Genomic DNA, 20,061 nt, shown 5'->3' with positions numbered 1-20,061 from the left:
GCAATTCCATAAAATACCGGAATTGCTATAATTGTTCTTTGATCTTAATCAATTTTTTCCATTGAATCTTTTGCATTCTGAAGCACTGTGTCAAAAGCAACTGCGGCTTTTGCATATTCTTCGTCGCTTTCGATGTTGGAAAGCATCGGATCACCGCTCTCAGTACGGGCAAATGCGTAGAGGTAAACCTCGCCGCTTTCATTCTGACCGTTCTCATCAAGTGGGAGAAGTGCGATATATTCCTTCGCATCTACCGGGAAAACGGTGAGGATCGCACATTCTACCTCTGTATCGTCTTCCATGGTAAGGGTGATTGTCTTGTGGTTTTCAACAGGATCGCATCCGCCGGCTGAACTGCATCCACCACCGCAGGAAGCGCAGTCACTCGGGTTACATCCGCCAGCTGTAAATTCGTCACTCATTTTATATTCCTCATTCTTTCTTATTTATCAGGGACTATGTTTATCTGATGTCAGTTCATTGTAGCAGAAACCGGAAAAAAATGCAATGAGCAGAAACCGGAGAAAAAGAGGTTTTTTACAGTCATGAAACGTGCTATAATAGACCAGAAGTGTTCAGGGGAGAATCGTTAGCAAATGCTGAACAGGGCTAATAAGAAAACAAAGGGGATCAGTTGATTATGAAATTAATCTCATGGAATGTAAATGGTATACGTGCATGCATTGGCAAAGGGTTTGAAGAGAGCTTTGCAGCACTTGATGCGGATATTTTCTGCCTGCAGGAAACGAAATGCCAGCAGGGGCAGGTGAAGCTGGAACTTCCGGGATATTATCAGTACTGGAATTATGCCAACAGACGGGGATATTCCGGAACTGCTGTTTTTACAAAGAAAGAGCCACTGTCTGTGGTGTATGGAATTGGAATTGAGGAACATGACAAAGAAGGGCGTGTGATCACCCTGGAATATGAAAAATTTTATCTGGTGACTGTATATACACCAAATTCCCAGAGTGAACTGCGCAGACTGGAATACCGTATGCACTGGGAAGAGGATTTTCTGGCATACTTGTTGAAATTGCAGGAAAGTAAGCCTGTGATCTGCTGCGGGGATTTCAATGTGGCACATCAGGAGATCGACCTGAAGAATCCTAAGACCAACCGGAAAAATGCCGGATTTACAGATGAAGAGAGAGCATGCTTTGGTAAGGTGCTGGAGAGTGGATTTATCGATACATTCCGTTATTTTTATCCGGATGTAGAGGGCAGATATTCCTGGTGGTCTTACAGATTTAAAGCAAGAGAGAAGAATGCAGGGTGGAGAATTGACTATTTTATCACGTCTCCACAGTTGAAGGATAAGCTTAAAGGCGCAGAAATCCATTCTGAAATTATGGGCTCCGATCATTGTCCGGTAGAACTTCAGATTACATTATAGCGTTGTATAGTGTTTCTGAAAAGTGTAATGAGCAACAAGAAAAAATATGAAGGAGAGAAAGAGATGGCTGAGAGCAGAAAGATGAAAACAGAAAAGGGGCTGGCTCTTGTGCCTGGTGCAAATCCGTTGGCAGATGGCTGTAATTTTGCAGTTGAGGTACCGGAAGACAGCAGAGCATCTCTGATTCTCTACAAAAAGAGATCAGCAAAACCTTATGTGGAGATTCCTTTTACAGAAGAAAACAGAACCGGAAATGTATATGCAATGTATATTCCGGATTTTAATCTGAAAGAGTACGAGTACAATTTTCTGATAAATGGAAAGGTGTATACTGATCCCTATGCGTACAGGATTCTGGGACGGGAACGCTTTGGTGCAGAGGTGGGTACGAATCCGCACAAAGTCAGGGGAGGATTTCTTAAAAAAGAAGTTTTTGACTGGGAGAACGACAAAAATCCGGCTATTCCATATCACGAAATGATCCTTTATAAACTGCATGTGCGCGGATATACAAAAGCGAATCGGACGATAACCGGTACAAAGGGAACTTTTCAGGCACTGGAGGAAATGATCCCGTACTGGAAAGAGCTTGGTATCAATACAATTGAACTGATGCCTGCATATGAATTTATGGAAAGCGGTACCTGTAAGAATTCTGAATCTGAGAAAATGGTATCTGAGAAGCATACACAGGGACGTGTTAATTTCTGGGGATATATGTATGGCTATTATTTTGCACCCAAGAGATCTTACTGTGCAACAGATGATCCGGAGAAAGAGTTTAAAACATTCATTAAAAAACTGCATCAGGCCGGAATTGCCTGTATCATGGAAATGTATTTTCCACGAGAATGTAATCCTGTGACAGCACTCAGGGCATTGCAGTTCTGGAAGCTTTACTATCGTGTAGACGGATTTCATGTATTGGGTGAGGGAGTTTCTGCCAAATTGCTGATGCATGACGGGGTTTTAAGTGATACCCGGCTGATGTTTCACGATTTTGATGAGAGCCAGATCCGGAAAAAGAAGAAACCGGAAGACAAATGTATTGCACAGTATAATCCGGGATTTTTGCAGGATATGCGCCGTTTTCTGAAAAGTGACGAGGATATGGTCTCAGTGGCTGCTTACCATATCAGAAGGAATCCAAATATCTATGCAGTCATTAATTATATGGCCTGTCAGGATGGCTTTACCATGAATGATATGGTGACCTATAATTACAGACATAATGAAGCAAATCAGGAGAATAATCACGATGGCAGCAGTTATAATTATTCCTGGAACTGTGGCGTGGAAGGGCCAAGCAGAAGGCTGCAGATCAGACAGATGAGAGAACGTCAGATCAGAAATGCTTTTCTTATGGTGCTGCTCAGTCAGGGTGTTCCTATGATCTATGGCGGGGATGAGTTTGGAAATTCACAGAACGGAAATAATAATGCCTATTGTCAGGATAATCAGGTTGGATGGATTGACTGGAAAGCACTGAAGAAAAATGAATCCCTGTTTCAGTTTGTAAAGAATGCCATTGCTTTCCGGAAAGAACATCCGATTCTTCATGTTCCGGGAGAAATGTACGGAGTGGATTATCAGACCAGGGGACTGCCGGATGTTTCACTTCATGGAGAACGCGCATGGTATATGAATTCTGAGAACACATCCAGACTGCTTGGAATTATGTATTGTGGCGCCTATGCGCACCGGGCAGACGGCAGCGAGGATGCTTCCATATACGTTGCATATAACTTTCACTGGGAAGATCGTATTTTTGCGCTTCCTAATCTGGCAGGATACAGAAAATGGAAGAAAGTGATTGATACCAGTGCTGTGAAAGAGAATGGTTTCCTGGAGCAGGAACAGGAAACTTATAGTAAAAAGCTGAAGGTCACACCGCGTACGATCGTGGTGCTGATGGCTGTAGAGGAGGAGAAGAAAGATGCATCCGTGGCTGCACTTTAAAACAATAACCAAACATAAGCTGTTGGTTATGCATTACTGTTTCCGGGCTGGTATGTATAAACAGGGACTGCTTCATGACCTGTCCAAATATGCACCTGTGGAATTTCTGGTTGGATGTAAATACTATCAGGGAGACAGAAGTCCCAACAATGCAGAAAGAGAAGATACAGGAATATCAAAATCCTGGCTTCATCATAAAGGGCGCAACAAACATCATTTTGAGTACTGGGTAGATTATGCACCGGGAGATGAGCATATCATCAATGGTGTGCCCATGCCCCGTAAATATATTGCGGAAATGGTGATGGACAGGATCAGTGCTTCCAGAAATTATCTGGGGGATAAGTATGATCAGCATCAGCCACTGGACTATTATCTGAAAGGTAAGGAAAAGCTGTGGTTTATCCATCCGAAGACAAAGAGAGATCTCGAGGGACTGCTGCGGATACTTAATGATCATGGGGAAGAGGTACTGATTTCCTATATTAAGAATGTTTATCTGAAAAAAGATAAAGCCCTGGAGCGTGTCTGAAAAATCATTCTCGCAATCTGCACGCCCCACTTTGCGGTATATTTTGTCCGAATTCGGTTGTCGTAGCCCACTACGACGCCCTCATCCGAACAAAATCTCCCACAAATTGTGACGCACATCTTGCGTAAAGCATTTTTCAGACACGCTCTGGCAGGCAGAAAACATACAGCAAAAAGAGAATGTAAACAGGCTGGCAGACAGAAACAGATAAATTTCTGATTGACAGAGTACCTGTTTGGGTGTAAAAATATAAAACAGTTACTGTGAAGGTCTTTGCCGGACGGTAACAGTAATAATTCCATAAAATGGCGGAAAAATGTCGAAAAACAAGAAATACACTTGCGTGATGCTAAGGTAATGTGGTAAAGTAGCCGGGTACAGAAGTGGTACCCGGTTACTTTTTGCAGTATATAAAATGACTGTATTCTGTTTTTGGATAAATATGTGAAGGAAACAGAACATACTTTGACAAATCCAGAGTGTATGAAAAAAAGAAGAAAAAAGGAGGAGTAAATTTGAGTGGTACAACAATGGTCATATTGTCCGCATTTGTTGCCTATCTGTTACTTATGATAGTCATTGGTGTGGTTTATATGAAAAAAACAAGCAGCTCGGAAGATTATTTTCTGGGAGGACGTGGACTGAATGCATGGGTAGCTGCTCTTTCAGCACAGGCATCAGATATGAGCGGATGGCTCTTAATGGGACTTCCGGGAGCAATTTATTCACTGGGAACAGGACAGATCTGGATTGCTGTAGGTCTGTTCATCGGAACTGTATTAAACTGGGTGTGTATTTCACACAGACTTCGTAAATATACGATCGCAGCAAACAATTCCCTTACAATCCCGGCATTTCTTGAGAACAGATTTCAGGATAAGAAGAGAATCCTGTTATTGCTTTCATCCATCGTGATCGTAATCTTTTTCCTGGTTTATACAGCTTCTGCACTGGCAGCAGGCGGTAAACTTTTTAACACAGTATTTGGAATTGATTATCATATAGCTCTGGCAATTGGTGCAGCAGTCATTCTCTGCTATACATTTATGGGGGGATTTATGGCTGTATGCGTAACTGACTTTGTACAGGGAACACTGATGCTGATCGGTCTTCTGATCGTTCCGCTGGTTGCATATCTGACACTGAGCGGAAGTCTGAGTGATCTTCTGACACAGAGCGGAGCACCGGGTGGAGCAGCAGCTTTCCTGAATCCTTTTGAGAACGGAGAGCGCCCATATACATTTGTTGAAATCTTTTCCCAGCTTGCATGGGGACTTGGATACTGCGGTATGCCTCATATCCTTACCCGCTTCATGGCTGTAAAGAGTGAGAAAGAATTAAAAAAATCCAGTGCGATCGCAATCGTGTGGGATATCCTTTCTCTGACAGCAGCGTGCTTTATCGGTATTATAGGTCGTGCATATCTGCTTCCGACTGTACTTGGTGAAAATGGTGCATCTTCCTCAGAGAGTGTATTTATCGAGATGATCAATAAACTGTTTTCCAGTCATCTGGGACTTCCGTTTATCGGAGGAATCTTCCTCTGCGGTATTCTTGCGGCAATTATGTCCACAGCGGATTCACAGCTTCTGGTAACAGCGTCCGCAGCATCTGAGGATTTATATCATCAGTTCATTAAGAAGGATGCAGACTCAAAGGAAATCCTTGCAGTTGCAAGACTTACGGTTATCGTGGTGTCTGTTCTGGCATTTGTGATTGCGTGGAATCCGAACAGCAGTATCATGGGACTGGTATCCAATGCATGGGCCGGTCTTGGTGCAGCATTTGGTCCGACTGTGGTAATGTCACTGTTCTGGAGAAGAACAAACCTTGCAGGTGCAGTTGCAGGTATTGTTTCCGGTGGTCTGACAGTTATCGTCTGGGATTATATACCGTTTGCAGCAGGACAGACTCTTGGTTCTTATACAGGACTTTATTCTCTGGCTGTAGGTTTTGCTGTCAGCCTTGTGATGATCATTATCTTCAGTCTGGCTACGAAAGCACCATCCAAAGAAATCACAGATGTGTTTGATAAAGTGACAGGAAAATAATAGAATAGAAAGACTATCCATTTTCGGATGAATTTGTTATAATGGCAGTAGCGCAAAAAAAGCGTTACTGCTTTTTTAACCTGATAAACTGCGGAGCAGTTATTCGGTTATGAGCAAGTAGCGAAGCGGATGATTTTATCCGCTTGATTATTACAAGAAGAAGGTGTCGCACATGAAGAAATATGATTATCTGATAGTAGGAGCCGGCCTTTTTGGTGCAGTATTTGCACATGAGGCCACAAGACGGGGGAAAACATGCCTTGTGATCGATAAGAGAGGTCATATCGGCGGTAATATTTACACAGAAGAAGTAGAGGGGATCCAGGTACACAGATACGGTGCACATATTTTCCATACTTCCAGAAAACAGGTGTGGGATTATATCAATCAGTTTGCAGAATTTAATCATTTTGTAAATTCACCGATCGCAGTCTATAAGGATGAGTTATATAATCTGCCGTTTAATATGAATACCTTCCATCAGCTCTGGGGAGTACGTACTCCTGCAGAGGCAAAAGCGAAGATACAGGAACAGATCGCAAGAATGCACATTACCCATCCGAAGAACCTGGAGGAACAGGCGCTTGCACTGGTTGGACAGGACGTATATGAGAAACTGGTAGAGGGATATACAAGGAAGCAGTGGGGCAGGGAGTGTAAAGATCTGCCAGCATTATCATAAAAAGACTGCCTTTGCGTTATACTTATGATAATAACTATTTCAAAGATCCTTATCAGGGAATCCCCAAAGGTGGATATACACGTATTGTGAAGAAACTTCTGGAGGGTGTACAGGTATGTCTGAATACAGATTTCTTTGCAAACAGAGAAGAACTGACTGCACAGGCAGACAAAGTACTCTTTACAGGTATGATCGATGAATTTTATGACTATTGTTACGGAGAACTGGAATACAGATCACTGAAATTTGAGACAGAAGTGCTGGATATGGGAAATTATCAGGGCAATGCGGTTGTCAATTATACAGATTATGAAGTTCCGTATACAAGGATCATCGAGCATAAACATTTTGAATTTGGTACACAGCCAAAGACTGTGATCACCAGAGAATATCCGGCAGCATGGGAGAAAGGCAAAGAGCCGTACTATCCGGTCAATGACCCGAAGAACAGTGAACTGTTTGACAAATATGAACGTCGCGCACTGGAAGAGAAGAATGTGATCTTTGGCGGAAGACTCGGCATGTATCGCTACATGGATATGGATCAGGTTATTGAAGAGGCGCTGTCTCTGGCAGAAACAGAGCTTACCTATGAAGAGCCATGAAAGTAAATTTTGGGATTGTAAGATAAAGGTAGCAAACAGTTACAGATAAAGTAACCGGAAAGGATAAATATATGACAGACACACCAATAATTGCTCTTTATTACAGAGAGCATGATCCGATGAAAAGAAAGATGTTTCTTTGACCAGTCTATTGCTGCAGGCGAAGATGAGGAGGCAAATGCTGTCCGTAAGGAACTGTGGGAACTGCGTTATGGAGAACCTTCAGAGGCAGGTTCCGGTACACGTGCTGATGGGTATCTGGCGCTTTGGATGGCAATGGAATACAGCAAGGATACAGCGGGAAAGCTGTTTGGTTTAAAGAGAGCCAGAAAAGAAATCGAGAAAAACCTTGCCAGACTGAAATTCAGGGAAATGCAGGAAAAGAGCGAACTTCACAGGGAACTGCTTTACAGAGAATGCTGCCATATGGTTAAGACTTATATGGAACTTTGTGAGAAGGACAAGACGTATAATACTACCCTGTGCGGAATTGTTCCTATCAGTGAGAAAAGTGCGAAGAGTAAGCTTCAGAAAGATGTCTATACCACTGCCATTGTGTTTCCGGAAGAAATCAATATGCAGGAAGAACTGGAAATGATAACAAAGGCAGCAAGGGAAGCTTACGAAGCTCATTTTCCGGGAGAAGGCGGATTATAAAGAAAAGCCAAAAAAAATTACTGGAGGCATACATGAACAAAGCAAATTTGACAGCTTATGAAGTTGTAACAGAAGAAAACCTGACAGATATCCATTCCACAGGCTGGCTTCTGCGCCATAAGAAAACAGGTGCAAGAGTTATGCTGATCGAGAATGATGATGAGAATAAAGTATTTAATATCGCATTCCGCACACCGCCTAAGGACAGCACAGGTGTGGCACATATCCTGGAGCACAGTGTACTCTGCGGTTCAAGGGAATTTCCATTAAAGGATCCTTTCGTAGAACTGGTAAAGGGTTCTCTGAATACGTTCCTGAATGCTATGACTTATCCGGATAAAACCTGCTATCCTGTAGCCAGCTGCAATGATAAGGATTTTCAGAATCTGATGCATGTTTATCTGGATGCGGTATTTTATCCGAATATCTATAAAAGAGAAGAGATTTTCCGTCAGGAAGGCTGGAACTATCATCTGGAACAGAAGGAAGGACCGCTGAAATATAACGGTGTTGTATATAATGAGATGAAAGGTGCTTTCTCCTCACCGGATGAAGTTCTGGAACGGGAGATTATGAATCACCTTTTCCCTGATACCACTTATGGATGTGAATCAGGCGGTGATCCGAAAAATATTCCGGATCTTACCTATGAGAATTTCCTGAATTTCCACAGAACTTATTACCATCCATCCAACAGCTATATTTATCTGTATGGAAATATGGATATGGAAGAGAAACTGGCATTCCTGGATGAGCATTATCTGTCGCATTTTGATTATCTGGATGTGGATTCTGTTATTCAGGAACAGAAAGCATTCGGAGCATGCCGGGATGTGACTCTTGAGTATCCGGTTGCTGAGAATGAGGGAGAAGAGGACAATACCTATCTTTCTTATAACATGGTTGTGGGAAATGCTGCGGACAGTCAGATGGCGATGGCATTTGAGGTATTGGATTACGCACTGTTAAGCGCACCGGGAGCACCGTTAAAGCAGGCACTTCTGGATGTAAAAGCGGGCAAGGATGTCTATGGATCTTATGATGATGGTATTCTCCAGCCATATTTTACAGTAATTGCAAAAGGTTCCAATCCGGACAGAAAAGAAGAATTCGTATCTGTGATCAGACAGGTACTGGGAGATATTGTTAAGAATGGAATTGACAGGAAAGCTGTAGAGGCAGGAATCAATTACTTTGAATTCCGCTATCGTGAAGCTGATTTTTCCTCTTATCCGAAAGGACTGATGTACAGTCTGGATATTCTGGGAGACTGGCTGTATGAAAAAGGAAATCCCTTTGCACAGGTACAGCAGCTTACAGTTTTTGAAAAACTGAAAAAGGCAGTAAACGAAGGATATTTTGAAGAACTGATCCGTAAATATCTTCTTGAGAATCCACATGGATGCATCATGACTCTTGTGCCGAAGAAAGGTCTGGCAGCCCAGCGTGAGAAAGAGCTGGAGGAGAAGCTGGAAGCATACAGAAGCAGTCTTTCTGAAGAACAGCTGGATGCAATGGTTGAGAAGACGAAAGCACTGGAAGCATATCAGGAAGCCGGCGAAGATCCAAAAGCACTGGAGTGCATTCCGATGTTAAAGAGAAGTGATATTAAAAGAGAAGCTGCAAAGATCATAAATGAAGAATTAACGGTAGATGACAGTCTGTTCCTTTACCATGACGTATGCACAAATGGCATCGGTTACGTAGACCTGATGTTTAAGACTGACAGTATTGCGCCTGAGCAGATTCCTTATCTGGGACTTTTGAAATCCGTACTGGGTTATGTGGATACAGAGAATTACACATACGGAGAACTGTTCAATGAAATCAATGCCAATACAGGCGGTATCAACTGTGGGGTAGAGGTTTTTGACAGAGCTGATTCTACAGAAGAGTTTCAGGCTATGTTCTCTGTAAGAGGTAAGGCACTTTATACGAAAATGGATTTCCTTTTCAAAATGATCGGGGAGATCCTGAACAGCTCGAAACTGGAGGATACCAAGCGTCTCTATGAGATTGTTGCATCTGTGAAGTCCAGGGCACAGGTAAACCTGACAGGTGCCGGACATTCCACTGCTGTACTCAGAGCAGCTGCATATTCTTCTCCGATGGCTGCATTTCAGGATGAGATGGCGGGAATCGGATATTATCAGTTTATCGAGAAACTGGAAAAAGATTTTGAACAGCGAAAAGAGGAAACTGTAGAAGAGCTTTGCAAACTGATGAAAAAAATTCTCCGTCCGGAGAACTTTATGATCAGTTATACAGGTGAGAGAGAGTCCCTGGAGACAGTTCAGAAACTGGCGGGAGCTGTAAAGGCAGGACTTGGCACAGAGCCGGTGGAGAAATCGGAAGAGAAGCTGACCTGCACAAAGAAGAATGAGGGATTTAAGACTTCCGGACAGGTCCAGTATGTGGCTCAGACCGGTAACTTTAAGAAAAAAGGCCTGGAATATACAGGTGCACTGGAAATTCTGAAGGTTATCTTAAGTTATGATTATCTGTGGATGAATCTGCGCGTAAAGGGCGGTGCATATGGATGTATGAGCGGATTTAAGAGGAATGGTGAGAGCTATCTGGTATCTTATCGCGATCCTCATCTGAAACGTACACTGGATGTATATAAGGGGATTCCGGATTATATCCGCAATTTTCAGGCAGATGAGCGCGAGATGACAAAATATATCATTGGTACCATCAGCGGAAAGGATGTTCCCAGGACACCTCAGATGAAAGGTTCTGTTTCCAAGACAGCATATTTCTGCGGTGTGACAGAGGAGATGCTCCAGAAAGAACGTGATCAGATTCTGAATGCGTCTGCAGAAGATATCCATGCACTGGCCGAGATCATAGAGGCAGTTCTGGCAGCAGATCAGATATGTGTGGTGGGAAGCGAGAGCAAGGTGGCTGAGGCCTCTGATGTACTGATGGAAGTGAAACCACTGATCAATTGTTAAAAAAGGAAAGAACAGAATGAACGAAAATTTTAAATCCGGATTTGTAGCGATTATTGGACGTCCAAACGTAGGTAAATCCACTCTGATGAATCATCTCATCGGACAGAAGATCGCTATCACATCCAAGAAACCACAGACAACCAGAAACCGTATCCAGACCGTTTATACCTGTGACGAAGGTCAGATCGTATTTCTCGATACTCCCGGTATCCACAAGGCAAAGAATAAGCTGGGAGAATATATGGTCCAGGTGGCAGAGCGAACTTTAAAAGAGGTAGATGCCATTATGTGGCTGGTAGAGCCAAGTACCTTTATCGGGGCAGGAGAGCGTCATATTGCAGAACAGCTTCAGGGAATCGGAGTGCCGGTAATCCTGATCATCAACAAAATTGATACTGTATCAAAGGAAGAAATCCTTCCTGCCATTGACACCTACCGAAAAGTATGCGATTTCGCAGAGATTATCCCATGCTCCGCACTGCGTGGACAGAATACACAGGATATTATCGGTTGTATCCTGAAATATCTGCCTTACGGTCCTATGTTTTATGACGAAGATACAGTTACTGATCAGCCTCAGCGTCAGATCGTGGCTGAGATCATCCGCGAGAAAGCACTTCATGCACTGGATGCGGAAATTCCGCATGGAATCGCAGTTGCCATTGACCGGATGAAAACACGTCCGGGAAAAAATCCAATCGTGGATATTGATGCGACAATTATCTGTGAAAGAGAGTCTCACAAAGGAATTATCATCGGCAAACAGGGTGCGATGTTAAAGAAAATCGGAAGTAATGCAAGATATGAGATTGAGCGTATGCTGGAATCAAAAGTGAATCTGAAGCTTTGGGTAAAAGTAAAGAAAGACTGGAGAGACAGTGATTTCCTTATCAAGAACTTTGGTTACGATAAGAAGGAAATCTAAATAAAAAGACAGTCAGGAAACAGAGAGAATGAGTGATTTGATAACTGTGCAGGGAGTAGTGCTCTCTGCCATGCCTGTGGGAGAATATGACAAGCGGATCGTCCTTCTCACCAGAGAAAGAGGCAAGATTTCCGCGTTTGCAAAAGGAGCCCGCCGCCCAAACAGCCAGTTTCTGGCGGCTGCCAATCCTTTTGTGTTTGGAACCTTTGCCCTTTATGAGGGGCGTTCCAGTTATAATCTGAATCAGGTATCCATCAGTCATCATTTTGTGGAACTGGCAGGCGAACAGCCTGGAATCTACTATGGATATTATTTTCTGGAACTGGCAGATTATTTCGGACAGGAGGGGATTGACGAGAAAGAATCTATGAACCTTCTGTATGTGACAGTGAAGGCACTTCTGAACCCGAATATTGATAACAGGCTGGTGAGGTGTATTTTTGAACTTCGTATGATGGCTGCACAGGGATTGTGTCCTTCACTGTTTCATTGTGTGTGCTGCGAAAGACAGCCTGTGGAGGGAGAAGAGCTTTTCTTTTCTCAGCAGAATCATGGTATTCTGGATAAAGCCTGTCTGGGACATGTAAATGATGCAAAGAGAATCTCAGCACCTGCATTATATGCCATGCAGTACATAGTAACTGCTTCTCTTGGGAAGCTTTATACATTTACTGTTACAGAAGAAGTACTCCATGAACTGGAACGTCATATCCATACCTATATTGCTGCGAACACTGAAAAACGGTTCAAAAGTCTGGAAATTCTGGAAATAATGAGCTGAGATACCTTGAAAAAGAAATCAGATACAGTTATAATAACGTTAATTGTAGCTGTTTATTACGTTAATCAAATAGCGGAATGGATTGTGAACCAAATTGCCTGACGGATATGAACAGTTACACGCATTTTATAAAAAGAACGAGGAGAATAGTCATGGAAAAAACAATGGACAAAATCATTGCGCTGGCAAAGGCAAGAGGATTTGTTTACCCGGGTTCCGAAATCTATGGTGGTCTTGCAAACACATGGGATTACGGTAATCTTGGTGTAGAATTAAAGAATAACGTAAAACGTGCATGGTGGCAGAAATTTATTCAGGAATCCCCATACAATGTAGGTGTTGACTGTGCAATTCTGATGAACCCGCAGACATGGGTTGCATCCGGACATCTGGGAAGCTTCTCTGACCCGCTGATGGACTGTAAGGAATGTCATGAGCGTTTCCGCGCAGACAAGATCATTGAGGATTTCAGCCAGGAGAACGGAATTGAACTGGAGAGCTCTGTAGATGGATGGTCTCAGGAAGAAATGATGAACTTCATTAAAGATCACAATGTACCATGCCCTACATGCGGCAAACATAACTTTACAGATATCCGTCAGTTCAACCTGATGTTCAAAACATTCCAGGGTGTTACAGAGGATGCCAAGAATACTGTATATTTAAGACCTGAGACAGCTCAGGGTATTTTCGTAAACTTTAAGAATGTTCAGAGAACATCCCGTAAGAAGATTCCGTTTGGTATCGGTCAGATTGGTAAATCTTTCCGTAACGAGATCACACCGGGTAACTTCACATTCCGTACACGTGAGTTCGAGCAGATGGAACTTGAATTCTTTTGTGAGCCGGATACAGACCTTGAGTGGTTTGCATACTGGAAGAACTTCTGCCTGAACTGGTTACATTCTCTTGGATTGAAGGATGAAGAAGTTCGTTATCGTGACCATGATGCAGAAGAGTTAAGCTTCTACAGCAAAGCTACTACTGACGTAGAGTTCCTGTTCCCATTCGGATGGGGCGAGCTTTGGGGAATCGCTGACAGAACAGACTATGACCTGACACAGCATCAGAACGTATCAGGACAGGATCTGACATACTTTGACGATGAGAAGAAACAGAAATACATTCCGTATGTAATCGAGCCGTCACTTGGAGCTGACCGTGTGGTACTTGCATTCCTGTGCAGCGCATATGATGAGGAAGTTCTGGATGCAGAGAAGAATGACGTTCGTACTGTCCTTCATTTCCATCCGGCACTTGCACCTGTTAAGATCGGTGTGCTTCCTCTTTCCAAGAAGCTTAATGAGGGTGCAGAGAAGATTTATCAGCAGTTAAGCAAGAAATATAACTGTGAATATGATGATCGTGGAAACATTGGTAAACGTTACAGAAGACAGGATGAGATCGGTACTCCGTTCTGTGTAACTTATGACTTTGAGTCCGAAAACGACGGAGCAGTTACAATCCGCGACCGTGATACTATGGAGCAGGTTCGTGTGAAGATTGATGAACTGGATGCATATTTTGCGGATAAATTTACATTTTAACTGAAAAAACAGCAAAGGAGCTGTATCGGATGGGAATCCGGGTACTCCTTTGCTGTTTTTTATTACAAAATACAGATTATAAAAATTCGTTACTGTTCACTCCGTTCTCAGCAACACGCTTCGCGATGCAGGAAATATGAACCTCCTTGTGCAATGCCCAAGGAGTATCGTTTGCTTCGCAAACTTAATTTATGCTAATCGCATAAATTCGCGCAGTATGTCTCGGGTTTTCTGTGACCTTCGCTCACAAAAAACACCTCGCGGGATATTACCAGTGAACAGTAACAAAAATTCGACATCAAAAGTTATCAAAATAATTTTTGCTTGTGTAAATATTCATTTTTTAGTATAATGTGCGATAATAACATGAAAAGGAGGCAATAAAAATGAGCGAAAAGAAAAAGAGTGGCGGAGCCTTACTTGGCGCAGCGTTTCTGATGGCCACATCTGCAATCGGACCAGGATTCCTGACACAGACAGCAACGTTTACCGGACAGTATCAGGAAAGTTTTGGATTTGTTATCCTGGTTTCCGTAATCCTTGCAGCCATTGCACAGCTGAATATCTGGCGTGTGCTTTGTGTGACCGGACTTCGTGGTCAGGATGTTTCCAATAAGGTACTTCCGGGACTGGGATATCTGGTATCGATACTGATCGTATTCGGTGGTCTGGTATTTAATATCGGAAACGTAGGTGGCGGAGCACTTGGTTTTAACACATTGCTTGGAATACCTACCAAAGTTGGTTACATACTGGCAGGTCTTTTGGCAATCCTGGTATTTGTGCTGAAAAATGCCAAAAGTGCCATGGATACTATTACCAAGGTACTGGGTGCCATTATGATTATCGTAATCTTTGTTGTGATCATTGTGGTAAAACCACCGGTAGGAAGTGCATTGAAGAATACATTTGTACCGGAAGCCGGTGCCACAAATCTGATTCCTGCAATCCTTACACTTTTGGGAGGTACTGTTGGAGGATATATCACTTTCTCCGGCGCACATCGTCTGATTGATGCAGGAATTACAGGCGAGAAGAACCTGAAAGAGATCAACAAGAGTTCTGTTATGGGTATGATCATTGCTACGATTGTTCGTATTTTCCTGTTTCTGGCTGTTCTGGGCGTTGTTGTCAAGGGCGTAACACTGGATGCTGCAAATCCTGCAGCAGACGCTTTCAAGCAGGGGGCTGGTGAAATCGGATACCGTTTTGCAGGTCTGGTTCTTCTGTGCGCAGCAATCACATCCATTATCGGTGCAGCTTATACTTCAGTTTCCTTCCTGAAGACTTTCAGCAAGTCTATCGAGGAAAATGAAAATAAAGTGATCATCGGATTTATCATTATTTCTACAGCTATTATGTTTATCCTTGGAAATCCGGCAGTACTTCTTGTACTTGCAGGTGCTGTGAATGGTCTGATCCTTCCGATCACCCTGGCAATCTGTCTGATCGCTGCACATAAGAAATCTATTATGGGAGAGAATTATCATCATCCGGTAGTACTTACCATTCTTGGAGTGATCGTGGTAATTCTTACAGCATACCTCGGTGTGACTACATTTGTATCTAAGATCGGTACATTGTTATAATTGAGGAAAATGTATCCGGTTTTCAGACTGGAGAGTATGTCAAAAAGGTGTGATCGTCCAGGTTACACCTTTTTGGTTCATTAACAGCCATGTGATGCAGAAAGAAGCAGATAAAAAGACATGGCGAAAAGATTAAGAAAAGAGGAGCAGATTATGCCGGACATTAGAATTTTAACAGAAGGTGATTCTTCTGTTCTGGTTGAATTTGGCAAAGAGATCAGTCCGGAGATCAACCGGAAGATCACTGCCACTGTACAGCTTATGAAAGAACAGCATATAGAGGGAGTTGTAGATATGATCCCTGCGTTCTGTTCTTTGCTGGTTAATTATGACCCGCGTGTGATTTCCTACGATGACCTGAAAAAAAGACTGGAAATTCTGTTAAAGATGGAAGTTACAGCAGGTGAAGGATGCAGAAAAGTTTATGAGATTCCTGTATGCTATGGAGGAGAATATGGTCCGGATATTGAGAATATTGCAGAACATGCCGGACTTTCCGTAGAGGAAGTAATAAAGATTCATTCTTCCAGAGATTACCTGATCTATATGCTTGGTTTTCTTCCGGGCTTTTGTTATCTGGGCGGGCTGGATGAAAGGATCCATACACCCCGTCTTGCAAATCCCAGAATCAAGATCAATGCAGGAAGTGTGGGAATCGGTGGTTCCCAGACAGGGATTTATCCTCTGGATTCTCCGGGAGGATGGCAGCTGATGGGAATGACACCTGTAAAAACCTATGATCCGGACCGTGAAATCCCGATTCTGGTAGAGGCAGGAGATTATATCCGTTTTGTACCGATCGATGAAGATGAGTACAAACGGATCAGAGAATTAGTAGAACGTGGCGAATACCAGTGCACCGTTCATGAGGAGGCATAAAATGGGAATTCGTATATTAAAAGGCGGAATGATGACAACGGTTCAGGATCTGGGGCGTTATGGATATCAGAGTCAGGGATTCAGTGTGGCAGGAGTCATGGATGTCCGTTCATTCAAAATAGCCAATCTTCTTCTGGATAATCCGGAGAATGAGGCAGTATTGGAGATAACGCTGATAGGCCCAACCCTTGAATTTACATCAGCTACTATCATTGCAATCACAGGCGGAGATTTTCAGCCAACCATTAATGGAGAGCCGGCTCCCATGTATACAGCCCTGTATATGAATAAGGGAGATGTACTGAAATTTGGAAGCGCCAGAACGGGAAGCAGAGGTTATATTGCTTTTTCCAGTTATCTGGATATTCCGGTAGTGATGGGAAGCCGATGCACCAATTTAAAGAGTGGTCTGGGCGGATTTAAGGGAAGAAAACTGGAAGCGGACGATTATATCGGATTTCGTATTAAGAGACGTTATCTGCCGTTTTTCCTTTCCCGAAAGCTTGATATGGATGAGTTTGATCAGACAGAAGCAACACTGCGGGTAGTAATGGGACCGCAGGATGGTATGTTCAGCAAACAGGGCATCCAGACTTTCCTGGGCAGTGAGTATACAGTGACAAATGAATTTGACCGTATGGGCTGCAGGCTGGAGGGACCGTTTATTGCTCCTAAGAAGACTTCGGATATTATTTCCGACGGAATCGCATTTGGGGCTATACAGGTACCTTCCCATGGTAAACCTATCATTCTGCTGGCTGACCGTCAGACAACGGGCGGTTATGGGAAAATTGCCACAGTGGCATCTGTGGATATTCCCAAGCTGGTACAGAGAAAAACAGATGATAAGATACATTTCAAGGCAATTACCGTACAGGAGGCTCAGGCTCTTTATGTTGAGGAAATGAAAGAACTTGACGGACTGAGAAAGATCATTCATCAGCCATGTAAAGAGGTTCTGGATTGCCGTCTGGTGGCAAAGAGACTGCGCAAGCTGTTTGAAGAATAACCGTAAAAAATAATATAAAATAGACAGAAAGGATAATGTTCGATGGATTTAGAGAAGATTGAAGGACTGGTAAAGATTATTGAGGATTCATCCCTTAATGAATTCACATATAAGGACAAGGATGTAAAGATTACAATGAGCAAGCTGGATCATCCTCCTGTAGTTGCAGCGGGAGTTCCTGTGGCTGCATCTGCACCTGTGAATACAATTGTGGAAAAAGCAGAGGAAGAAGAGGAGGAAAGTCTGTTTATCACTTCTCCTATCGTAGGAACCTTCTATTCTGCAGCTGCTCCGGATGTACCTGCTTTTGTAAAGGTGGGAGATCAGGTAAAAGCAGGACAGACAGTGTGTATTCTGGAAGCCATGAAGCTTATGAATGAGATTCAGAGTGACTATGACTGTGAGATTGAAGCAGTTCTGGTAAGTAATGAACAGAAAGTAGAATATGGACAGCCTCTGTTCCGTGTTAAGAGACTGTAGGATAAGGAGGCTTTCATATTGTTTAATAAAATTTTGATCGCCAACCGTGGGGAGATTGCAGTTCGGATCATACGTGCCTGCAGGAATCTGGGGATCCGAAGTGTAGCTGTTTATTCAAAAGAAGATGCTAAGAGCCTTCATGTACAGCTGGCAGACCAGCGTATCTGTATCGGAGAAGGTCCTGCCAGAAACAGCTACCTGAACATGGACCGGATCATTGCTGCAGCAGAAAATATGGGAGCAGATGCTATCCATCCCGGTTTTGGCTTTCTTTCAGAAAACAGTGAGTTTGTCCGCAAATGCAAAGAAAACGGAATTACCTTTATCGGACCGGATGCGGATGTGATCGATAAGATGGGAAATAAATCCCATGCCCGTAAAACCATGATGGATGCCGGTGTACCGGTTGTACCGGGAACAAAGGAACCTGTATACGATGCAGAAACAGGTAAAAAACTGGCTGAAGAGATTGGATATCCGGTTATGATCAAGGCTTCCTCAGGCGGTGGTGGCAAGGGAATGCGTGTGGCTGCCAATGAGGATGAATTTGAATTTCAGTTTAATATGGCACAGAGAGAATCAGCCAATGCTTTTGGGGATGATACCATGTACATTGAACGTTTTGTAGAAAATCCCCGCCACGTGGAGATCCAGATTATGGCAGACAGTCATGGAAATGTGGTGGCACTGGGAGAACGTGACTGTTCGGTACAGAGAAATCATCAGAAGCTGATCGAGGAATCCCCTTCCCCTGCCATTGATGAAGAAACCCGCAGGAAAATGAATGAATATGCAGTTCTTGCTGCGAAAACAGTAGGTTATACCAATGCAGGAACGATTGAATTTATCGTAGACCCCAAAGGCAACTTCTATTTCATGGAAATGAATACCAGAATCCAGGTGGAGCATGGAGTAACAGAGATGGTTACAGGCACAGATCTGATCATTGAGCAGATTCGTGTGGCTATGGGAGAGGAGTTAAGCTTTAAACAGGAAGATATCCGGATTAAAGGACATGCTATTGAATGCCGTATCAACGCAGAGATTCCTGAGAAAAATTTCATGCCAAGTCCCGGAGTAGTACAGCATATGCATCTTCCGGCAGGCAACGGAGTCCGGGTGGATACTGCCCTTTATACAGGCTACAAGATTCCGTCAGAGTATGATTCCATGATTGCGAAGGTAATCGTTCATGCACCTGACAGAGAGGCTGCCCTGCAGAAAATGCGCTCTGCGCTGGATGAGATGGTGGTCATGGGTGTGGAGACAAACCTTGATTTCCAGTATCAGATTATGAAGAATCAGGTATTCTGCGACGGAAAGGCAGATACGGGATTTATTGAGAATGTACTGAAAATTAAGGGATAAGATTGTAGGTAAGGATCCTGTATACGGATTGAGGGAGTGATTTTTCAAACACGCTCTGGGAAATAAATAGAAAAGAGGTAAGGTAAATGTATACAGTAGATTTAAACAGTGATCTGGGAGAAAGTTTTGGAAACTATAAAATCGGTAATGATGATAAGTGTCATTCCGCTAATCTCCTCTGCAAATGTAGCCTGCGGTTATCATGCTTCAGATCCGATAGTTATGGGAAATACGCTGGCAATGGCAAAGGAAGCGGGAATTCGTATAGGAGCACATCCGGGTTTTCCTGATCTGATGGGCTTCGGAAGAAGAAATTTGAGTGTTTCCCCTGCAGAGGCAAAAGCATATGTGCTTTATCAGCTGGGTGCACTGGATGCATTCTGCAGAGTAACCGGTGTAAAAATGCAGCATGTAAAGCCTCATGGAGCCTTATATAATATGGCTGCAGAGGACTATGCCCTTTCTACTGCGATCTGTGAGGCAATCAAAGAATTTGACAGCAGTCTGATCGTACTTGCTCTTTCCGGCGGACAGCTGGCAAAGGCTGCTCAGGATATGGGCCTGCGTACAGCTATGGAGGTTTTTGCAGACCGCGCCTATGAAGAAGATGGTACTCTGGTAAACAGACGTAAAGAAGGTGCTGT

Annotated in this window: 16 protein-coding genes and 3 pseudogenes; 17 read left to right on the top strand and 2 right to left on the bottom strand. The window is 43.3% G+C overall.

Annotated elements, in window-relative coordinates; all coding sequences use genetic code 11:
* Positions 1–44: 44 nt before the first annotated feature.
* Entirely contained in the window at positions 45–422 is a 378-nt protein-coding gene (locus AC075L_RS14865) for a DUF1292 domain-containing protein (RefSeq protein ID WP_008707569.1), read from the bottom strand.
* A gap of 218 nt (positions 423–640) precedes the next feature.
* On the opposite strand from AC075L_RS14865, the gene AC075L_RS14860 reads away from it, so the two are divergent.
* From AC075L_RS14860 to AC075L_RS14850, 3 genes are all read left to right on the top strand, one after another.
* Positions 641–1,396, top strand: a complete 756-nt coding sequence (locus AC075L_RS14860) for an exodeoxyribonuclease III (protein WP_022380970.1) — start codon at positions 641–643, stop codon at positions 1,394–1,396.
* A 63-nt stretch (positions 1,397–1,459) separates the two neighbouring features.
* Positions 1,460–3,355, top strand: a complete 1,896-nt coding sequence (locus AC075L_RS14855) for a hypothetical protein (protein WP_020993683.1) — start codon at positions 1,460–1,462, stop codon at positions 3,353–3,355.
* A complete protein-coding gene (locus AC075L_RS14850; protein ID WP_008707566.1) occupies positions 3,333–3,887 on the top strand; it encodes a DUF5662 family protein in 555 nt (184 codons plus the stop codon). The genes AC075L_RS14855 and AC075L_RS14850 overlap by 23 nt, the downstream gene beginning before the upstream one ends.
* Here the strand turns inward: AC075L_RS14850 and AC075L_RS14845 are convergent.
* Positions 3,851–3,967: pseudogene (locus AC075L_RS14845) on the bottom strand (DUF6783 domain-containing protein); the annotation flags it as partial. The gene AC075L_RS14850 and the pseudogene AC075L_RS14845 overlap by 37 nt on opposite strands.
* Between AC075L_RS14845 and AC075L_RS14840 the strand changes: the two are divergent.
* From AC075L_RS14840 to AC075L_RS14775, 14 genes and pseudogenes are all read left to right on the top strand, one after another.
* Positions 3,926–4,015 carry a DUF6783 domain-containing protein gene (locus tag AC075L_RS14840; protein WP_329288283.1) on the top strand — a complete coding sequence of 30 codons (90 nt, stop codon included), beginning with the start codon at positions 3,926–3,928 and terminating at the stop codon, positions 4,013–4,015. The pseudogene AC075L_RS14845 and the gene AC075L_RS14840 sit on opposite strands and share 42 nt — an antisense overlap.
* Before the next feature lie 387 nt (positions 4,016–4,402).
* Entirely contained in the window at positions 4,403–5,938 is a 1,536-nt protein-coding gene (putP, locus tag AC075L_RS14835) for a sodium/proline symporter PutP (protein WP_008707564.1), read from the top strand.
* 172 nt (positions 5,939–6,110) lie between these two features.
* Positions 6,111–7,225: pseudogene (gene glf / locus AC075L_RS14830) on the top strand (UDP-galactopyranose mutase).
* A 150-nt stretch (positions 7,226–7,375) separates the two neighbouring features.
* A complete protein-coding gene (locus AC075L_RS14825; RefSeq protein ID WP_476387865.1) occupies positions 7,376–7,882 on the top strand; it encodes a DUF6553 family protein in 507 nt (168 codons plus the stop codon).
* Positions 7,883–7,914: 32 nt separating this feature from the next.
* Positions 7,915–10,839, top strand: coding sequence for an insulinase family protein (locus AC075L_RS14820; RefSeq protein ID WP_020993684.1), 2,925 nt, complete (start codon positions 7,915–7,917; stop codon positions 10,837–10,839).
* A 16-nt stretch (positions 10,840–10,855) separates the two neighbouring features.
* A complete protein-coding gene (gene era, locus AC075L_RS14815) occupies positions 10,856–11,764 on the top strand; it encodes a GTPase Era (protein WP_008707556.1) in 909 nt (302 codons plus the stop codon).
* 28 nt (positions 11,765–11,792) lie between these two features.
* Positions 11,793–12,545 (top strand): DNA repair protein RecO, encoded by a 753-nt coding sequence (gene recO / locus AC075L_RS14810; RefSeq protein ID WP_020993685.1) that lies wholly within the window; start codon positions 11,793–11,795, stop codon positions 12,543–12,545.
* 152 nt (positions 12,546–12,697) lie between these two features.
* A complete protein-coding gene (locus AC075L_RS14805) occupies positions 12,698–14,092 on the top strand; it encodes a glycine--tRNA ligase (RefSeq protein ID WP_022380971.1) in 1,395 nt (464 codons plus the stop codon).
* A 386-nt stretch (positions 14,093–14,478) separates the two neighbouring features.
* Positions 14,479–15,681: an NRAMP family divalent metal transporter gene (locus AC075L_RS14800; protein ID WP_008707553.1), complete on the top strand. Its 1,203-nt coding sequence runs from the start codon at positions 14,479–14,481 to the stop codon at positions 15,679–15,681.
* A gap of 153 nt (positions 15,682–15,834) precedes the next feature.
* Complete coding sequence (gene pxpB, locus AC075L_RS14795; RefSeq protein ID WP_020993687.1) at positions 15,835–16,560, top strand: 5-oxoprolinase subunit PxpB; 726 nt, start codon at positions 15,835–15,837, stop codon at positions 16,558–16,560.
* A 1-nt stretch (position 16,561) separates the two neighbouring features.
* A complete protein-coding gene (locus tag AC075L_RS14790) occupies positions 16,562–17,569 on the top strand; it encodes a 5-oxoprolinase subunit C family protein (RefSeq protein WP_022380574.1) in 1,008 nt (335 codons plus the stop codon).
* A gap of 42 nt (positions 17,570–17,611) precedes the next feature.
* A complete protein-coding gene (gene accB / locus AC075L_RS14785) occupies positions 17,612–18,049 on the top strand; it encodes an acetyl-CoA carboxylase biotin carboxyl carrier protein (protein WP_022380575.1) in 438 nt (145 codons plus the stop codon).
* 18 nt (positions 18,050–18,067) lie between these two features.
* Positions 18,068–19,417, top strand: a complete 1,350-nt coding sequence (accC, locus tag AC075L_RS14780; RefSeq protein WP_008707547.1) for an acetyl-CoA carboxylase biotin carboxylase subunit — start codon at positions 18,068–18,070, stop codon at positions 19,415–19,417.
* Positions 19,418–19,503: 86 nt separating this feature from the next.
* Positions 19,504–20,061: pseudogene (locus tag AC075L_RS14775) on the top strand (LamB/YcsF family protein); the annotation flags it as partial.

The sequence above is a fragment of the Blautia sp. ZXY-1-B12 genome, from assembly GCF_056339915.1.
Note: the sequence above shows the minus strand (reverse complement) of the source record. Positions and strands in the feature narration are given on the sequence as shown.